Origin of the sequence: Methylophaga sp. (genome assembly GCF_009711715.1) — a bacterium.
In the GTDB taxonomy this organism is placed as follows: Bacteria; Pseudomonadota; Gammaproteobacteria; order Nitrosococcales; family Methylophagaceae; genus Methylophaga.
Genome location: NZ_VENF01000009.1, coordinates 217,759 through 236,040, shown reverse-complemented (window position 1 = coordinate 236,040; position 18,282 = coordinate 217,759). Strand labels below are relative to the sequence as shown.

Sequence of the window (18,282 nt, the reverse complement as noted above, 5' to 3'; positions counted from 1 at the left end):
TCGTCTTAAGCGTGCACGCTTATTGCCACTGCGTCCATATCGGCGTGACAAAAGGTGGCATTGTGGTCATCTTACCCAGCTCAATCCAATTATTATCGGGGCTGTGAAAATCCGATCCGCAGGAGGCCAGTAAATCGAATTCTACCGCGAGTTTTGCCATCACCCGGACTTCCTCAGGATGCTGATTGCCGGAAGAGACCTCGATCGCCTCACCGCCAAGTGATTTGAATTCAGCCAGCAATCGCCGGCGTTTGCTGTTGGTCATCTTGTAACGGGCGGGATGAGCGATGACAGCCTGGCCACTGGCTTCACGGATCCAGCCGACCGCATCAGCCAGTGTCGCCCAGTGGCCACTGACATAACCCGGCTTGTTTTTGACCAGAAAGCGGTTAAATACCTCTTTCATATCACTGGCGTGACCTTTCTCGACCAGGAACCGCGCAAAGTGTACCCGCCCCAGCATGGTTTCCGAGGCATATTTACCGGCACCTTCCAGTGCACCGGGTATACCCGCTTTGTCGAGGCGCTCCGCAATTTTCCTGGCACGTGTACGGCGGTAGTCACGCAGGGAACGCAATCCGTTTTGTAAGGCTTCGTTTTGCTGATCCAGCTGCAGGCCGACGATATGGACCGTCGCGCCATGCCAGCTGACTGAGACCTCCACACCGGGAATCAGGCTGATGCCCAGGCGTTCAGCTGCCACGGCGGCTTCTTCGAGACCTTCTGTGCCGTCATGATCGGTCAGCGCGAGATGGGTTACCCCCTGCGCCTTAGCGCGGGTCACCAGGTCAGTCGGGGATAAGGAACCGTCCGATGCGGTCGAATGTGTGTGTAAGTCATACTGGGTCATAACGGACATTTTACGATAGAATGTTTCTGTACTCTAATTAACTGAATTTACAATGAAACTGTTTTTTGATTTTTTACCCATTGTTCTGTTTTTTGTCGCCTATAAATTTGGTGGTGGCGAATACCATTTCAATGGTCAGATATATCAGGTGGAAGGCATTTATGCCGCCACCGTGGTGATGATTATCGCCACCCTGTTCCAGGTCAGCTATACCTGGCTGCGTCACCGCACTGTAGAAAGAGCGCATTTAATTACCCTGATCCTGGTGGTGCTGCTGGGCGGCCTGACCTTATGGCTGCAGAACCCGGACTTCATCAAATGGAAACCGACCGCGGTGAACTGGCTGTTCGCACTGGTCTTTATCGGTGCCTATCTGTTTACCGATAAATCACTGCTGGAACGGATGATGGCACAACATATTCAGTTACCGAATAAGGTCTGGTCCCGTCTCAACCTGGCCTGGATTCTGTTTTTCGTCGGTTCCGGTGTCGCCAATCTCTATGTTGCCTTCAATTTTGATGAAGCGACCTGGGTGAATTTCAAACTGTTCGGCATGCTGGGCCTGACTATCCTGTTTGTGATTGCCCAATCCGTCTATCTGGCCCGCCACGCTGTTGAAGTTTCCAAGTAGGACCCATCACTATGCTTTACGCGATTATCAGCGAAGATAAACCTGACAGTCTGCCTCGACGTCTCGAGGCAAGACCGGCACATTTGGCGCGGCTGAAAGCGCTGCAGGATCAAGGTCGCTTGATCCTGGCCGGGCCCCATCCCGCCGTGGACAGTGAGGATCCGGGACAAGACGGTTTCAGCGGCAGTCTGGTTGTTGCCGAGTTTGCCGATCTGGCCGCTGCCGAAGCCTGGGCAAAAGCCGATCCCTACATGGACGCTGATGTCTATGACAAGGTCACAGTAAAACCGTTCAAAAAAGTGCTGCCATGAACACCGTCACCGCCATTGAGAAAGCGCTGCAGACGCTTGATCCCGAATTTGTCGAGATTGAAGATGACAGCGCCAGTCATGCCGGCCATGCCGGTAACACCGGCGGCGGTCATTACAACCTGCTGATCGTCAGTGAAGCCTTTCATGGCCTGTCGCTTATCCAGCGGCATAAACTGGTCTATGCGCAGGTAGGCGATCTGATGCAACGCGATATTCATGCGCTCAGCATCCGCGCAAAAACACCGGCAGAATTTCACCAGGCTTGACGTCCGCCATGGCCGAACTCCCCGACCGCAAGCAGCAAAATCAAGCTTTTCTGCAGGAGTTGGAAAGACAACGGCTTAGCAAAACCTGCCTCCGCATCATCGATCTTCGCGGTAAAGTGGCTGGCGAATGTCAGGCCTATGAGTTTGGCGGCCGCGTGCATTATCTTGATGACCGCGCTTATCTGCTGGTCAAACAACTGATGAGCCGCTTTGACGGCCGCTACACCGTCGGTGTCTACGAAACCCTGTTCAAGGCCCTGAAACAACTTGCTCCCGGCCCGGATTCAGGTTCCGCATCAGAGGCATTACCACAAACGTTGTCGCTGGATAAATCTATCGAGCGGGCCGAAGCAAGGATTGTCTTCAGCACCCCAGTGCAATTGCGGCTTGATGATGTGCTTTATCACGGCCATACCGTTGATATTGCACTCAATGCAATTCGGGTGTCTTTGCGGCGAAGCTATTCGCTGCAGGCACAGGACAAGGTCTCGGTGGCTTTTGTCGATTTTCAGCAGCAAGACGGACACCAGTTGTTCGGCGAGGTCATGTATCAGGTTATAAAACTCGAACATGACGTCAATCACACCAGCGCCGTGTTGGGCCGGGTCAATAACAACAGCGATAGCTTTACTGACTGGTTGCAGCAGTGGCTGGACAAGCAGGCAGGCCAGCGGCAGCAGGATGTGGACAATGAAATTCTCAATCTGCAGGCGGGTTTCTATCAACGACTCTGGCTGTCCCAACTCAGTACTCCGCTGCTGTGGCTGGGTGAAGCTGACAGCCCGGAGCCTCTGCTGGCATTTCATTTAATGCCGACAGCTCGGGAACAACTGGCAAGCTGGCAGGGACTGCAGATTGACTGGCTGGAGAAGCTGCCATTGATGGCACTGGCAAAAGGGGCCGGTACGGTCATCACCGCTTTTGATCAGACGAACAGCTTCAGCGCGCCGCTGGTACAGACCGCAGCGGTAAGCAAGATCATCAACTGGTATCTGTCCCAAACGGGTAGCCGTCTGCTTTTACTCAGCGCCCGTAGCGTCACGCTCGATAAAAAAGCCTCACAATCTGCGGCGGCAACCATCGCCGAGGTCGATGCCGAGCAAAGTCAACGGAGTCTGTACCGCGCAGGTCGAATTCAGCGCCGGGTCACGGTCACTGATCTTGGCCCCGCCATGCAGCAGGTCATACCGACTGCCAGCGTCTCAGCCTTACAACTTAAAAACCTGCAAACGCTTAAGTTGTTTATCGACGCTGGCCTCACGCCGGAGACGCTGGAGGCTTATATCCAGCGCGATAAGGCGCGCTATTACATCCGTACCCCGGTCAGCGTCAGCCTTGGTGACCAGCAGTGGTCAGTAACCACGCTGGACGCTTCGGCCGATGGACTTGCTATCAGTCTGCCGGCGGACAGTGGCATTAAGCTGAATCAACGGCTGCTGATTGATTTTGAGCGTTGGCAGACCCTGACCGATAAGGTCAAACTGACTGCGATTCCCTATCAAGTTAAAAATACGCTTTACTGGCAGGGTTCACTCCGGCTGGGACTGCAGCGGATTAAAAGCAACTGCCCTGAGAGCCTTAACCAGTTCTTTGACTGGGTAATCCGCAAAAACCAGGAAAAACTTAATGCCAATCAGGATGACAAGATAAAAACAGCGGAAAGCCAGCTCTTCAGTCAGGCGCTCTTGCCGACCCTGGAAAGCGTGCCGCTGTTTCTGGGCTTTGACAGTGAGGGACAACGGCACATTCAACTGGTCGGTGAAACAGAACATAATCAAGCCGGCGCTGAGCCTGGCTTATGGCAGGCCTTGAACGCCGAGCAGTTAAGGCTTGCCGAACAGCTCAAACAGCTCGGTGGCAGTCAGCCCGGGAGCGTCAGGACAAGCTTGTATGCCTATGCTGATCACAGCGATAACTGGACATTGGCGTTTGAGGAAGACTTTCTGAACTCACGGGACAAGGCATTATTTATTCAGCGCGGGCTGGCTGCCGCAAAATTCCGTGTGTTTATCGCTCAGCTGTCACAGCTCAGAAATCAGGATAGCGAACAGCAGGCTGATTTGATGACGCAACTGATGCAGTGGCGGCCACAACGGGCACACAAGGTCGCATCAATTCGTCAGCAACTGAGTCATCTGCTAGGCCTGCTGGAGCTGACCGATATCAGCGCAGTGATTAAAGCCTTTTACCAGGCCTAGGAGCGATTAATCTTTCAACACCGCGTCTGGAATCAGCACATCCGGTTTCCAGGTTGCAGCCAAAAATAACCGCCAGCTGTGGTGAGTTTTGGAGAGCAACAGGCCCTATGCCGCTGCAATCATCATTTTTTCCAGCAGCACCGAACCGCAACGGGTATTGCCTCGGACATCAATATCGCTACCGACAGCCTGCAATGCCATGAACATATCCTGAAGATTGCTGGCAATGGTGAACTCATCGACCGGATACTGAATTTCACCATTTTCAACCCAAAAGCCGGCCGCACCCTGGGAATAATCACCATTGACAATATTGACGCCCATGCCCATGGTTTCGGTCACAATAATGCCCTTATGCAGGCGTTTCACCAGACCTTCAAAATCAGCGTCACAGGTACTGTCAATGGTCAGGTTATGGACACCACCGGCATTGGCAGTGGTCTCCAGACCCAGTCTGCGGGCTGCATAGCTATCCAGCACGTAATCCTGCAGAACGCCATTCTTCACAATATCGCGATTACGGGTTGCCACGCCTTCGGCATCAAATGCAGCACTGCCCAGGGCTTTGGGCAGATGTGGCTGTTCGTGAATATGAATGTATTCGGGAAAAATCTGCTCGCCTTTTTTATCCAACAAAAAGGAAGCATTACGATACAAAGCGCCGCCCCGAATGGCTGCTATCAACTGGCCAAACAGGGATGGAGCAACCTCGGCTGAAAACAGCACCGGGTAGCTGCCGGTTTTTACTTCACCGGCACCCAGCCTTGCCAGCGTGCGCTGCGCGGCTTTGAGACCGACACTGGCAACGCTGTCCAGATCGGCGGCATCACGCGCCATGTCGTACCAGTAATCACGCTGCATGCCGCGACCGTCACTGGCGATCAGGCTGGCAGAAATGCTGTGACGGCTGCTGTCAGTGACACCCAGAAAACCATGACTGTTGGCATAGATACGTTTACCGTTGTGACTGCTGACCGTGGCACCTTCCGAATTGCTGATTCTGTCATCGGCATCGAGACCGGCTGCTTCACATTCGGTTGCCAGTTCAATGGCTTTGTCCACGCTCAGATCCCAGGGATGATACAGTGATAAATTAGGGAAATCGCTGGCCATCAGTTCTGCATCGGCCAGGCCAGCGGCTTCATCGGGCTGGGTATGGCGGGCGATATTACAGGCTGCTTCCACTGCTTCACGGATCGCCGGCAGGCTCAGATCCGAGGTACTGGAAGAAGCTTTGCTCTGACCGAAAAATACCGTGATGCCCATACCGGTATCATTATTGTGCTCCAGGGTTTCCACTTCCCGCTGACGCACTGTCACCGACAAGCCTTTACTCTGACTCAGACCGACCTCGGCAGCCGTGGCGCCCCGTTTTTTGGCCTCTTCCAGCGCGATCTGCGCAGCTTGTTCCATATCCGTTTTTTTTAGTTCTCGGCTCATAAAATCAGTTCAACTTCTTCGGTTTGGCCGGCTTTCAGATAAAAGCCGCGCATTTCCAGCACACCTTTGGTATTGAGGGAAATAATCAGGTACAGCGCATCGCTGTAGTTGGCATCCTCGATATCGATTTGTGACGGCAGCGGCGGACTGCTTGGATGCGAATGATAAATAGCAAACAGGCTTTGCCCTTTTTCTTTCATGCTTTTGAAGGCCGCCAGCTGTTCGCTGGCATTAAGCGCGAACAGGACGCTGGCATCGGTGGCGACATTTTCAATCGGATAGCATTCGCACTGATCACCGCGCTGGCCGACCAGGCCACAGACTTCCTGTGACGGTGACAACTGTGCCTGATGCAAAAGCTGATTCGCCAGTGTTCTGGGAATTTGAACGGTTGTTTTTGTCATTGTTTTGTTTACTCTGATGTTTTAGTACACACAGGACAAGTCGGATCCTGCTTCATTTTGATTTCGCGCCAGCTCATGCTGAACGCATCCAGAATCAATAAGCGTCCGGCCAGACTTTCACCAAGCCCCATCAGGAGTTTGACTGTCTCTACAGCCTGCACGCCACCGATCACGGCCAGAATGGGTGCCAGAATACCGCTTTCTGAGCAGGTCTCTTCCAATTCGCCCTTATCTTCATAGAGACAGCGGTAACAGGGTCTGCCCGGCTGACGTGGGTCGTAGACCGTCACCTGACCTTCAAAGCGGATAGCCGCACCGGAGACCAGTGGCAACCCCTGCTGCTGACTGACCTCGTTGAGTAGAAAACGGGTGGCAAAGTTATCACTGCAATCCACCAGCACATCGACATCATGGGTTGCTTCAAGCAGCCCGGCTTTATCCAGTCGCCGGTCAATCAAGTTTAACTCGACATCGGCGTTCAGTGCGCTCAGCCTCTCTGCGGCGGAGCTGACTTTGCTGTTGCCGATCTGTGCTTCGCTGTGCACGATTTGCCTTTGCAGGTTGGATAACTCGACCACATCATCGTCCACCAAGGTCAAACGTCCGACACCGGCGGCAGCCAGGTAGATCGCAACCGGCGATCCCAGGCCTCCCAGCCCCACGATCATAACGTGGGCATCCAGCAATTTCTGCTGCCCTTTGATATCCACCTGCGGCAGCAGAATATGTCGGCTGTAACGTAGCAGTTGATCGTCGTTCATCGGCAATTCTGTTTTCTCAAACCGGTATTATAACGCCTGCCATGGCGATAAGACATGTCAGTCCGTCTCCGCTAACTGACCCATTACCGCCCGATCCTGGCCGCCGAAATCCTGATGCGCGCTGATATGCTCAAACCCGGCCAGCGCCAGACAATCCTGTACCCGCTGAGACTGGTCGTAACCATGCTCGACCAGCAACCAGCCGCCAGGTTTGAGACAATCAACCGCTTGTTCAGTAATGCGACGGATATCATCGAGACCGTCATCACCGGATACCAGCGCAGTGCGCGGTTCAAAACGCACATCGCCCTGTAACAGATGCGGGTCATCGGCGCGGATATAGGGCGGATTGGACACAATTAAATCAAAACTGCGCGGCCGGAAACCACCAAGCCAGGACATCTGCAAAAAATGGACATTATCCAGCTCATGCTTATCGGCGTTTTTTTGCGCCAGTTTGAGTGCAGCAAACTGCAGATCAGTAGCTACAAAATGTACGCCCGGCTTTTCCGAGGCCAGCGACAGGGCGATGGCACCGGTGCCGGTGCCCAAGTCCGCAGCCGTCATGCCATGCTTTAATTTGGGCAGACATAGCGAGACCAGTAACTCGGTGTCTGGCCGTGGAATCAAAGTGGAGTTATCGACTTCAAGATCCAGACTCCAGAACCCCCGGCTGCCGGTCAGATGCGCGACGGGTTCACCCTGTTTTCGGCGTGCAATCAGTTCAGCGAACTGCTGCCACTGCGCCTCGGTCAATTCCGTTTCGGGCGCTGTCATCAGCTGGGTCGGGTTGCACGCCAGCACATGACAGAGCAACACCTGTACATCGACATCAGGACTGATGCTAACGGCAAGCTCTGCCAGACCAAAAGCACGGGCTTCCTGGATGGTGGGCATCATTGCAGGATTTAGAGCAGCGCCAGAATCAGCGCCACAATGGCGACAAGGCCAGCCCCAATCGAGATATTACGCTGCATTCCAAGCTGGGATTGCAGTGACTCTAGACTTTGCTCCTGTCTGTCAGTTGCTGTCTGCAGCCTGTATTGCTCGACCAGTTCCGGCACTCGTTGATTGAGTTGCTGCTGCAGGTAGCTGTCGATATCCGCATGCAGTCTCTGCTTGAGTTCCTGCTCAAGCTGATTGCGGATGTCACTTTGTTGCTGTTCTAACCAGCCAGAAGCCTGATGGCGTAAAACCTGATTCAGTTTGTCTGTCAGGCCGAAGTTCTCCATGGCCGTGTCCAGAGCTTTCTGTGCAAGCTCGGGCACCCGTTGTTCAGTGGTTACTGAAAAGCGCTGACTGAGTTCAGTGAACTGTTGCTGGACCGAGTCAGTCATTTGCTGACGCAGTTCTGACAGTTTATCGAGGCCGCCCTGCGTCTGATTATACTGCTGCTGTTGCTGCGCCAGTTGCTGACGAATCTCGTTGATGGAGGCGTTCAGCCTCTGTTCCAATTCCGGCATCAGCTGCGCACGAAGCTCGGCAACGATAGCCTCGGTCGGTATTGTGGCTGACTCAGCCGGTTCTTGTGAAGTTGGTGCTGCAGACGGTGCCGGCTGCACATCCGTCAACAATTTCTGCACGGCTTCGGCTGCAGGGGGCTTAGCCAATACCGCGGTGGCGCCACTGGCCAGTGCCTGTTTTAAATCATCTTCGGTTTCTTTACCGGTACAGATGATGACCGGTACCCCTGCCCAATCGGAATTTTGCTTTATTTGCCGTGTTGCAGTGAGGCCATCCATGCCCCCCATCATCACATCCATGAAAATCAGATCCGGCTGTGAGTCAGTTTCCTGCAACCATTGCAGCGCTTCTTCCGCGCTGCCTTTTTCAGTAATGTCAAAACCGTGAGACTGCAACAGTTTGCTCAGAGTCAGTCTGGCGACCCTGGAGTCATCTACGACCAATGCGGATTTTGTCTGCATGATAGTCCTCTGTGGTGAAATCAGCTGACGCGGTATGCATCCAGACTGATCGATTCAACTTTTTTACCCAGCATGACGATTTCACCACGATAGCGCTGTTGCATATCACTGGCAAACTCGAAAAAGTAAGTGCGCTGCAGGGCGATGCGACCGGCATGGTTACGCTTGAGGCGGATTTTTTGCCAGGCAACCGTATCATTAAGAAAGCTAACCCCGGCATTACCGCAGTAGGCACGGGCTGAAATAGTGGCACGCTCTGCAACTCCCCGGCTATCCCACCAGAGCCAGGCAATCACTGCCAGAATCAGAAACAGAAAAGTGCTTTCACTCACGCCAGGTCACCCCAAAGCGTCTGCACGACGGCCAAAGCCGCCGTGGCCGCGGTTTCCGTACGCAGGATGCGTGGCCCGAACTGCAGGGCCGTGAAACCGTGAGTCTGAGCCTGTTGGATTTCTGCATCCGATAAACCACCTTCCGGGCCAATCAGCAGTGTCAAAGCAGACGGTTTACTTAAATCGTGAAAGCCCGTTGTCGCTTCCGGGTCCAGCACCAGTCTGAGCTCATCGGTCACTGAACCGAGTGCCTGCTCCAGGCTGGTCACCTCAGCCAGTTCGGGCAGATAACTGCGACCGCTCTGTTCGCAGGCACTGACTAAAACGCCCTGCCAGTGAGCGATTCTTTTCCGGGCACGCTCCCGACTGAGTTGCACATTACAGTGCTCTGTCACCACCGGCACGATAGTTCTGACACCAAGCTCGACGGCTTTTTGAATGGCAAAATCCATCCGTTCGCCACGGGATATCCCTTGCAACAGGGTGATCTGCAATGGCGACTCGCTGATTTGATTGAGCGGTTCACCCAGGCTGACCTGAGAGCGTCTTTTTTCCACCGCCGTCAGGGTGGCTTCAAATTCAAGGCCGGCCCCGTCAAACAACCGGAGCATCGCACCGGGTTTCATCCGCAACACCTGAATGGCGTGACGATGCACAGTATCCGGCAAATCAAACTGGGTTTTATCCGGATCCAGCTGGGGACAGTAAAATCGTGGGACTCGCATGCAAATCGCAATCATAAATCGTTTCAACAGTCCCGCAGTTTACCCTGTGATGGAGCCAGATTGAATTAAATTCTGACGGCGCTGTTATACTCGCGTCATGGATATTGACCGGCAGCAACTGCAGAACATCGTCAGAGAAGTGGCGCAAAGCACACTGCTGCCGCTCTATAACAACGTCCCGCGGGAGTACAAAAAAGATGGCAGCATTATCACCCGCGCTGACAAAGCCGTGCAGCAGGCACTGACACAGCGCCTGGCGAAAATTTGCCCTGAGGTGCTGTTACTGGGTGAGGAAATGACGGCTCAGCAGCAACAAACACTGCTCGATTCCGGTAAACCACTCTGGTGTCTGGACCCCGTCGACGGCACCAGCAACTTTGCTGCCGGATTGCCGTTTTTTTCGGTCTCACTGGCATTGATCGAAGCCGGCGAAGTCAAAGCCGGTATTGTCCTGGATCCAGTCCGGAATGAGCTGTTTGCTGCTGTGCGTGGGCAGGGAGCCTGGCTGAACGACGAACCTCTGATAGCCGGAGAGACCGGTTTACACCTCAAGCGCAGCATTGCTTTTATTGACTTCAAACGTCTGCCCGACAGCCTGGCCACCCGCATTGTCAGCGATAAACCCTACGCCTCTCAGCGCAACCTCGGCTCAATCGCCCTGGAACTGTGCTGGCTGGCTGCGGGCAGAGGCCATATTTACCTGCATGGCAGTCAGCATATCTGGGATTACGCGGCTGCCGATCTGATTCTGTCTGAAGCCGGCGGCTATGCTGCCACTTTACAGGGTGATCAGCCTTTCAGCCGTACCCTTCAACCACGCTCGACCTATGCCGCGATTGATCACAATCTGTTCGAACAATGGCAGCGCTACCTGGCCGAGGCTGCCAAATGAGGGCAGAATTTTCTCTCATTGAGCCCGACTGGCCGGCGCCGGCACAGGTTAAGGCTTTTTCTTCTACCCGCAGTGGAGGTATCAGTAAACCACCTTATGACAGTCTCAACCTTGGGCTGCATGTCAATGATGACGAAGCGGCGGTTTTTGCCAACCGTAAACAGCTGAAGCTCGCCGGCACATTGCCGTCAAATCCGCTGTGGCTGGAACAGGTTCATGGCACCCGGGTTATTGACGCTGATCACTGGCAGGCGGGAATTAAGGCTGATGCCATCTATAGCAACCAGTCAGATCAGGTTTGTGTTGTCATGACCGCAGACTGTCTGCCGGTGTTATTCACCGATTCAGCCGGTCAACAGGTGGCAGCCGCTCATGCCGGCTGGCGGGGCCTGCTGAATGGTGTGCTGGAAAACACTGCTTCACGGTTTTCCTGTGATCCCGGCAACATCCTGGCCTGGCTGGGCCCAGCTATCGGTCCGCAGCAATTTGAAGTCGGAGCGGAAGTTTTTGCGGCTTTTACGGCCAGATCCAAAGAAGCCGGGGAGGCATTCCGGTCACATGGTAGCGACCACTATCTAGCGGATATCTATCTGCTGGCCCGGCAAAGGCTTAACCAGCTGGGTATCAGGGCTGTTTACGGCGGTCATCACTGCACCGTCACCGAAGCTGATCGCTTTTTTTCTTACCGTCGTGACCGCGTGACGGGCAGGATGGCATCGCTTATCTGGATTGAGCACAAATAAGGTATCATTACCAGCTTAACTTTTTTGTAGGTGGTTATGGATTTACTCTACTGGATTATCGGCTTCAGTCTGCTGGGCGGTCTGCTGAGTGTGGGGATCGCGTCGTCTTTCCTGATGCTGTCAGAAAATCATCGGAGCATTGCGGTACCGCACCTCGTCAGCTTTGCTATCGGCGCTTTGCTGGGTGCCTCTTTTCTGGGTTTGCTGCCGCACGCAATTGAGCATACCTATGCCGTTGATGCTCACGAAATTGGACTCACCCTGCTGTTGGGCCTGATGCTGTTTTTTGTACTGGAAAAAATGGTGCTCTGGCGCCACTGCCACAGCCATCATGGTGACGAACACATTCCTGAACTGGAGCGGCCAGACCATCATGGCGGTCACCACCATGCAGCGGCCGGCCCGCTGATTCTGGTTGGCGATACGATTCATAATTTTGTTGACGGTATTCTGATTGCCGCAGCATTTATGACTGATATTCATCTGGGTATCGTCACCGCCCTGGCTATCGCGGCGCATGAAATTCCACAGGAGCTGGGAGATTTTGTGATTCTGCTTCACAGCGGCTTTAGTCGCCGAAAAGCACTGTATTTCAATGTTTTATCCAGTCTGGGGACTGTGGCCGGCGCCTTGCTGGCTTATTTCACGCTGGGCGATATGCAGCACCTGTTGCCTTACATTCTGGTGATAGCGGCTTCAAGTTTTATTTATGTTGCTGTAGCCGACCTGATCCCGGGCCTGCATACCCGTATCAAACCAGGTGAAACCCTGCAGCAGATCGTGCTGATTGCGCTGGGGGTGATATTTATCTTTGTTACCCACAGCACACTGCACTGATCCATGTCTGAACCGGAAATAAAGAAAATCCTGATTATCGGCCCGTCCTGGGTCGGTGATATGGTAATGGCGCAGTCATTGTTTAAAGCGCTCAAAGCAGATAATCCGGCGGTACAGATTGACGTGCTGGCAATGGACTGGACGCGGCCCTTATTGCAGCGCATGCCTGAAGTCAGCGAAGCGATAACGATGCCCGTCAGCCATGGTGTGTTCGGCTGGGCGATGCGCAGAAAACTGGGTAAACAACTGGCGCAGAATCATTACGATCAGGCGATTGTGCTGCCTAACTCTTGGAAATCGGCGCTCATCCCATGGTTTGCCGGCATCCCGATTCGCACCGGCTGGCGTGGCGAGATGCGTTATGGTCTGCTCAACGATATCCGGCAACTGGATAAACAAGCACTGCCGATGATGGTCCAGCGTTTTGTGTCACTGGCCTATCCCGCTTCCCAATCTCACGCTGCCCCCAGTTATCAGCCACCACTGATGCAGCCATTTCCAGTCGATGAGAACGTGAACCCTGAGCTTAGGCCCGGCCAGAAGCGCCTGATGCTTTGTCCCGGTGCTGAGTTCGGCCCGGCCAAACAATGGCCGCCTGAGTATTATGCTGAAGTCGCCAATACGCTCTTGAAACAAGGCTGGCAGGTGCTGGCGCTCGGCTCCAAAGCCGATCAAAACACTGCCGCCGAAATTGAAAATGCCATTGAGCCGAATCATCAGTCCCAATTTGTTAATCTCAGTGGCCGCACCACGCTGGAAGAAGCAATCGACTTACTGGGCACGGCTGACTGGGTCATCTCAAATGATTCCGGACTGATGCATATCGCTGCTGCAATGCAACGGCCTCTGGTCGCCGTTTATGGTCCCACTTCCCCGGCATTTACCCCGCCGCTTGCAGACAATGCGCATATTGTGCAGATTGATATTGAATGCAGCCCCTGTTTTGAGCGGGAATGTCCGCTCGGGCACCATCGCTGTATGCGGGATTTGCAGGCTGCTTCAGTCACGCGTCTTATTCTGCCTGCAACATCTGTTTCACGGATATAGCCAATCATATATTTATTTTTTTAGCCAGATAAAACGGAATGACTGAAAAGAAAGCAACGATACTGGTACCCAACTATAAAACCGAAGAAATCACCAAAATCTGTCTGCGGCTATTGCGTAAATACACCCGTCCAGACCTGGCTGATGTCATTGTCATTGATAATAATTCTGAAGATGGTTCCACTGACTATTTGAGAAAACTGGACTGGGTCAAATTAATCGAACGGCAACCCTTGGCGGGTGAAAGTGGTGTTCAAGCACATTCGCGTGCGCTTGATTTGGCTTTGCAGCAGGTCAAGACGCCCTTTGTGATCTCAATACACACGGATACTTTTGTGACGCACCCAGCGTGGCTGGAAATTTTGCTTGGGCAGTTTGACCATCCTGCAATCGCAGGCGTCGGTTCCTGGAAGCTGGAAAGCAAAAGCCGTCTGCGCCAATTAGGTATCACATTCGAACAGTCATGGAAGTTTTTACTTAACAAGTTGTTTGGCTATAAACGCTACAACCCAGATCGTCTCAACCTTGATACACGCTATTTACGCAGCCACTGTGCCATCTATCGAATGGATGTCATTAAGCAACTCAACACCCATTTTTCCGATGGTGATGCGACAGCTGGCAAGGAAATGCACTTCAAGATGCGGTCTGCTAACTATGAAATGAAATTTCTCAGTTCAGCATTTTTAGGGCAGTATCTTATGCACCTCAATCATGCTACCTCCGTGCTGAACCCACAGCTCCGGAGAACGGCAGAAAGCAATGATAAGGAATATCAAAAAATCATGGAACAACTGCGCTTAATCGATGCCCACCGGATTCTTAACGATGACAGTCTCGACAAATAGGCCAGTGGCCACCCTTGTTAGCAATAACACCCCTCGCCATGACCCTTTTCTCGCTTTGAATTGAAGCAAGCAGTTTTTCAGATGAAATTCACTCAAATCCGACTTATAACCGCTGTCATCAGCCTTTTTTTATCTCTGGCCGCCTATTATTTTGACGATATCATCAACCGTGATGGTGTGATGTACATGGAAATGGTCCAGGCCTATATGTCAGGTGGCCTGAACGCCATGGCTGATATCTACGACTGGGGATTTTTTACGCTGCTGGTTGCCTGGCTGAGTGAGCTGTTCTCTTCACCCATTGAGTTCACTGCCAGCGCACTCAATAGCATTCTGTTTGTGGTTTTCACCGATGCGCTGCTACTTATCAGCCGTCAGCTTTTGCCGAATCTACGCCAGATTGCCATCGCGGCAGTCTTGATTCTGGCCTTTTTCTCAATCAATGATTATCGCGATTTTATTATTCGCGATATTGGCTACTGGGCATTCACCACTCTCGGCCTCTATCATCTCATTCGCTACCAGAGCAGCTTTACTGTCTTTCATGCAGTGAGTTGGCAGATAGCCATATTAACGGCCGTATTATTCCGAATTGAGGGTGTGGTGCTATTGGGGCTGTTGCCTTTATTTGTGTTTTACAAACAGCCTCTGAGAACCGCGGCCAGAAACTGGATAAACCTGAACTCTCTGGTGCTGCCCTTACTGGTCACGCTCTCAGCCATCGTAGTTGGCCAGGAAGGTTGGGTGCAGGCTTTTGGAAAGTTCTCGGATTATCTCGCCTATATTAATACAGAAGCATTGACTCTCAGAGCTGAGCAAAAACTGACTATTCTGGAAGAAAAAATACTCACTCCTTTCTCAGCTGAATACAGTGCCTTGATTCTCTATTCCGGACTACTGGTCATGCTTGCTTACAAGCTGCTGGAAGGTCTCTCCATCGGTTATCTGATATTACTTGGATTCGCCAGGTGGCAAAACCGCCAGCGTATTGCAATACCTCACCGCAACCTGATTGTCTGGTTTTTTATACTCAACCTAATCATTTTGATGGCATTTCTGTTCAGACAATACTTTGTGGTCTCCCGGTATTGTGTGATGACTGTAGTCAGCCTATTTTTGCTGGTTCTGCCTTATCTCACCCGACTGATTGAAGAAACCTGGCTATCACGCCGTCGTTGGTGGCTGGGGTTGTTTGCCTTTATTGTCCTTGCGGGCTTGATTGATACTTTTCATTCAACCAACTCCAAGGCCTACATCAAAAATACTGCCATATGGGCAGCACATGAATTACAGGCAGAAGATCGCTTGATCACGGATGATGAGTTTATTCAGTATTATCTGAAACGTGAAAAAACCAACGTCACCATCACCTACCGTCCACAAAAACTGGGCAATTATCAAAATTTCGATTATATATTGTTGGTAGAGAAACGGCGGCCAACGGCTTTGAAACCGCTCTCCGGTATCAGGCTTGAGCTGGTTCACCAGGAAAAGAACCAAAGAGGAAACCGCGCCAGCGTCTACAGGGTAGTAAAAGATGATCGATGAGTCACAGCGAAATATAACCAGTGTGGCAAATATGCCAGCCAGAAATCGCTTCGACTTTTTTTGGCAGTTGGATACGCCGCTCTTTGAACCACCGAATACCTGCCGCGGCGGCTGGAGCGGTGTCAGCCAAGTCCTGTTGCAACTTGATAATGAGAAAATCCCAGTGTTTATTAAACGACAACATAAACACCAGATTCGTTACTGGCGGCACCTGCTCAGAGGAGTTCCCACCTTTGAGTGGGAATATCTCAATATCAAACATTTACGTGCACTGGACATTCCGACCCTGGAGCCCGTATTTTTTGCAAAGCGTAAAGACAAAGCCATTCTTATCACCAAGGCACTTGCTGACTATCAGAGTCTGGATGAACTGGACTACAAGCTGTTGAATTTTACACAGAGAAGCGCATTAATCTGTACGATCGCTAAAATTATCGCCAAGCTTCATGCCCATCACCTTCAACATAACTGTCTTTATCCCAAACATATTTTTGTAAAGCAACTGAGTGATCAGTCATGGGATGTTCGACTCATCGACCTCGAAAAACTACGACACAAACTGTTCAAACGCCAGGCCCTTAGCCGCGACCTGTCTTGTCTTACCCGACACGCGCCTGATAACTGGTCGCGAACTGACCAGTTACGTTTTTTTAAGGCCTATCTGGGGCAGAATCGCCTCACCCCGGCTGCCAAAACCCTCTGGCATCAAATTGCCGTCAAAGCCGCCAAAAAACGTCGCTAGTCCATCCCTCCCGGCGCTTGCTATACTTGCGCTATTTGATTGTGATTCTCTGATAATAAAATGATTGTTTTAGGCCTGTCCGGCGCCGTGAACCACGACGCATCCGCTGCTTTATATATCGATGGCAAACTGGTCGCTGCTGCTGAGGAAGAACGTTTCCTCCGTGACAAGCATGCCAAAGGCAAAATGCCCTATGAAGCCACTAAATTCTGCCTTGAGCATGCAGGCATCAAACCGGAACAGGTCGATATCGTCGCATTTCCTTATGCCGAAATCGGTCTTAAATCTCCCGCGCGATGGCATTACGCCAAGCGTCACTGGTATGCCCCTGACCGGGCATTAACCGCACTTTTCAGTGGTAACCGTCGTTACTGGCGTAATTACCGGAATGTGATGAAACTGCTGGACGACCTGGGCATCGGTGCAGACCGAGTTAAGTTCGTGCCGGTCGAGCATCACCTCGCCCATGCCAGCAGTGCCTATCACCTGAGCGGCTTCAAGGAAAAGACCGCGATCATCGGTATCGACGGTAAAGGGGAATACGCCACGACCTTTTTCGGTTACGGTGAAAACGGCAAAATCCATAAAATTAAAGAGTTTTACGACCCTGATTCTTTAGGCGGCATGTATGGCGCCCTGACTGAATACCTCGGATTTGAAATGCTCGACGGTGAATTCAAAGTCATGGGTATGGCACCCTACGGTGATCCCAAGCGCTTTGATTTTTCCCGACTCATCGACTGCAAAGATGGTGACTTCAAGGTCAACAACAAACTCGTTAATACCGTTGGCTGGCGACGTTATAAGAAGAACGGCAAAGGCTATTTCTTTAGCCCTAAACTCATCGACTGGCTTGGCCCGATGCGTGAGGGTGACGAAAAAGACGAACCCTATATCGATTATGCGGCCAGTATTCAGGACTTACTGGAAAAAACAGCACTGCAACTTATCGACTATTATCTCGGCGACATCATCCGTGAAACGGGCAAGGTCGCCTATGCAGGTGGTGTAGCGCTGAACGTGAAACTGAATCAGCGCATTATTGCCATGCCCGGCGTCAAGGAGCTGTTTGTCCAGCCTGCAGCCAGTGATGCCGGGACCGCCATTGGTGCCGCCAGTTATGCCTCTCAAGAGGCGGGCGTACCTGTCGAGAAGATGGAGCATGTTTACCTCGGTCCTGAATACACGACCGAGCAATGTATGGATGCCTGTGATAACTACAGCCAGCCAGTGAAATGGCAACGCATGAGCGATGTACCGGCGGAAACGGCTAAGATTCTGGCAGACGGTAATCCGGTTTCCTGGTTTCAGGGACGGATGGAATTCGGCCCCAGAGCCCTGGGCAACCGCAGTATTCTGGGTAGTCCCAGCCATAGTGGTGTGGCTGATCGTATTAATGCGCAGATTAAATACCGCGAGCGCTGGCGTCCTTTCTGCCCGAGTATGCTGGATACGGTGGCACCGGAAATTCTGCAAACGGATCATCCCAGTCCCTATATGACATTCACTTTTGATGTTGCGAATAGTTGGAAAGACCGTATTCCCGAGGTGGTGCATGAAGATGGTACAGCGCGGGCGCAAATTGTGACTCAGAAAACTAATCCGCGTTACTACGCACTGCTACAGGAAATGGAAAAACTGACCGGTAATGGTGTGGTGTTGAATACCTCCCTCAACCGTCGCGGCGAGCCGATGGTCTGCAGTCCGACTGACGCGTTGAATATGTTCTTCGGCTCGGATCTGCAATATCTGGTGATGGAAGATATTCTGGTTACCAAGTAG

20 protein-coding genes are annotated in these 18,282 nt (G+C 52.3%); 12 read left to right on the top strand and 8 right to left on the bottom strand.

Annotated elements, in window-relative coordinates:
• Window positions 1–19: 19 nt before the first annotated feature.
• Window positions 20–850, bottom strand: coding sequence for a PHP domain-containing protein (locus tag FH755_RS07415; protein ID WP_292440102.1), 831 nt, complete (start codon window positions 848–850; stop codon window positions 20–22).
• Window positions 851–902: 52 nt separating this feature from the next.
• On the opposite strand from FH755_RS07415, the gene FH755_RS07410 reads away from it, so the two are divergent.
• The 4 genes from FH755_RS07410 to FH755_RS07395 are packed head-to-tail and all read left to right on the top strand — an operon-like array spanning window position 903 to window position 4,256.
• On the top strand, window positions 903–1,481 hold the full coding sequence (locus FH755_RS07410; RefSeq protein ID WP_292440101.1) for a septation protein A: 579 nt from the start codon (window positions 903–905) through the stop codon (window positions 1,479–1,481).
• 11 nt (window positions 1,482–1,492) lie between these two features.
• The gene (locus FH755_RS07405; RefSeq protein ID WP_292440099.1) at window positions 1,493–1,792 is read left to right on the top strand and encodes a YciI family protein; all 300 of its coding nucleotides are present in this window, start codon (window positions 1,493–1,495) and stop codon (window positions 1,790–1,792) included.
• On the top strand, window positions 1,789–2,058 hold the full coding sequence (locus FH755_RS07400; RefSeq protein WP_292440097.1) for a BolA family protein: 270 nt from the start codon (window positions 1,789–1,791) through the stop codon (window positions 2,056–2,058). Before FH755_RS07405 ends, FH755_RS07400 begins: the two co-directional genes overlap by 4 nt.
• An 8-nt stretch (window positions 2,059–2,066) precedes the next feature.
• On the top strand, window positions 2,067–4,256 hold the full coding sequence (locus FH755_RS07395; RefSeq protein ID WP_292440095.1) for a PilZ domain-containing protein: 2,190 nt from the start codon (window positions 2,067–2,069) through the stop codon (window positions 4,254–4,256).
• A gap of 105 nt (window positions 4,257–4,361) precedes the next feature.
• Here FH755_RS07395 and pmbA read toward each other — a convergent pair whose 3' ends face one another.
• The 7 genes from pmbA to FH755_RS07360 are packed head-to-tail and all read right to left on the bottom strand — an operon-like array spanning window position 4,362 to window position 9,843.
• Complete coding sequence (pmbA, locus tag FH755_RS07390) at window positions 4,362–5,696, bottom strand: metalloprotease PmbA (protein ID WP_292440094.1); 1,335 nt, start codon at window positions 5,694–5,696, stop codon at window positions 4,362–4,364.
• The gene (locus tag FH755_RS07385) at window positions 5,693–6,100 is read right to left on the bottom strand and encodes a M67 family metallopeptidase (protein WP_292440092.1); all 408 of its coding nucleotides are present in this window, start codon (window positions 6,098–6,100) and stop codon (window positions 5,693–5,695) included. The genes pmbA and FH755_RS07385 overlap by 4 nt, the downstream gene beginning before the upstream one ends.
• A gap of 8 nt (window positions 6,101–6,108) precedes the next feature.
• Window positions 6,109–6,861, bottom strand: a complete 753-nt coding sequence (gene moeB, locus FH755_RS07380; protein WP_292440090.1) for a molybdopterin-synthase adenylyltransferase MoeB — start codon at window positions 6,859–6,861, stop codon at window positions 6,109–6,111.
• A gap of 57 nt (window positions 6,862–6,918) precedes the next feature.
• Window positions 6,919–7,761: a peptide chain release factor N(5)-glutamine methyltransferase gene (gene prmC, locus FH755_RS07375; RefSeq protein ID WP_292440088.1), complete on the bottom strand. Its 843-nt coding sequence runs from the start codon at window positions 7,759–7,761 to the stop codon at window positions 6,919–6,921.
• Window positions 7,762–7,769: 8 nt separating this feature from the next.
• Window positions 7,770–8,786 (bottom strand): response regulator, encoded by a 1,017-nt coding sequence (locus tag FH755_RS07370; protein ID WP_292440086.1) that lies wholly within the window; start codon window positions 8,784–8,786, stop codon window positions 7,770–7,772.
• A 20-nt stretch (window positions 8,787–8,806) separates the two neighbouring features.
• Window positions 8,807–9,118 carry a DUF3301 domain-containing protein gene (locus FH755_RS07365; RefSeq protein ID WP_292440084.1) on the bottom strand — a complete coding sequence of 104 codons (312 nt, stop codon included), beginning with the start codon at window positions 9,116–9,118 and terminating at the stop codon, window positions 8,807–8,809.
• Window positions 9,115–9,843, bottom strand: coding sequence for a 16S rRNA (uracil(1498)-N(3))-methyltransferase (locus tag FH755_RS07360; RefSeq protein ID WP_292440083.1), 729 nt, complete (start codon window positions 9,841–9,843; stop codon window positions 9,115–9,117). The genes FH755_RS07365 and FH755_RS07360 overlap by 4 nt, the downstream gene beginning before the upstream one ends.
• Window positions 9,844–9,940: 97 nt before the next feature.
• On the opposite strand from FH755_RS07360, the gene FH755_RS07355 reads away from it, so the two are divergent.
• From FH755_RS07355 to FH755_RS07320, 8 genes are all read left to right on the top strand, one after another.
• Window positions 9,941–10,735, top strand: coding sequence for an inositol monophosphatase family protein (locus tag FH755_RS07355; protein WP_292440082.1), 795 nt, complete (start codon window positions 9,941–9,943; stop codon window positions 10,733–10,735).
• Entirely contained in the window at window positions 10,732–11,478 is a 747-nt protein-coding gene (gene pgeF / locus FH755_RS07350; RefSeq protein WP_292440081.1) for a peptidoglycan editing factor PgeF, read from the top strand. Before FH755_RS07355 ends, pgeF begins: the two co-directional genes overlap by 4 nt.
• Before the next feature lie 36 nt (window positions 11,479–11,514).
• Window positions 11,515–12,315, top strand: coding sequence for a ZIP family metal transporter (locus FH755_RS07345; RefSeq protein ID WP_292440079.1), 801 nt, complete (start codon window positions 11,515–11,517; stop codon window positions 12,313–12,315).
• A 3-nt stretch (window positions 12,316–12,318) separates the two neighbouring features.
• Window positions 12,319–13,362, top strand: coding sequence for a lipopolysaccharide heptosyltransferase II (waaF, locus tag FH755_RS07340; RefSeq protein ID WP_292440078.1), 1,044 nt, complete (start codon window positions 12,319–12,321; stop codon window positions 13,360–13,362).
• Window positions 13,363–13,400: 38 nt separating this feature from the next.
• Window positions 13,401–14,210, top strand: coding sequence for a glycosyltransferase (locus FH755_RS07335; RefSeq protein ID WP_292440076.1), 810 nt, complete (start codon window positions 13,401–13,403; stop codon window positions 14,208–14,210).
• 81 nt (window positions 14,211–14,291) lie between these two features.
• A complete protein-coding gene (locus FH755_RS07330; protein ID WP_292440075.1) occupies window positions 14,292–15,758 on the top strand; it encodes a hypothetical protein in 1,467 nt (488 codons plus the stop codon).
• 31 nt (window positions 15,759–15,789) lie between these two features.
• A complete protein-coding gene (locus FH755_RS07325) occupies window positions 15,790–16,500 on the top strand; it encodes a lipopolysaccharide kinase InaA family protein (RefSeq protein ID WP_292440073.1) in 711 nt (236 codons plus the stop codon).
• 60 nt (window positions 16,501–16,560) lie between these two features.
• A complete protein-coding gene (locus FH755_RS07320; protein WP_292440071.1) occupies window positions 16,561–18,282 on the top strand; it encodes a carbamoyltransferase in 1,722 nt (573 codons plus the stop codon).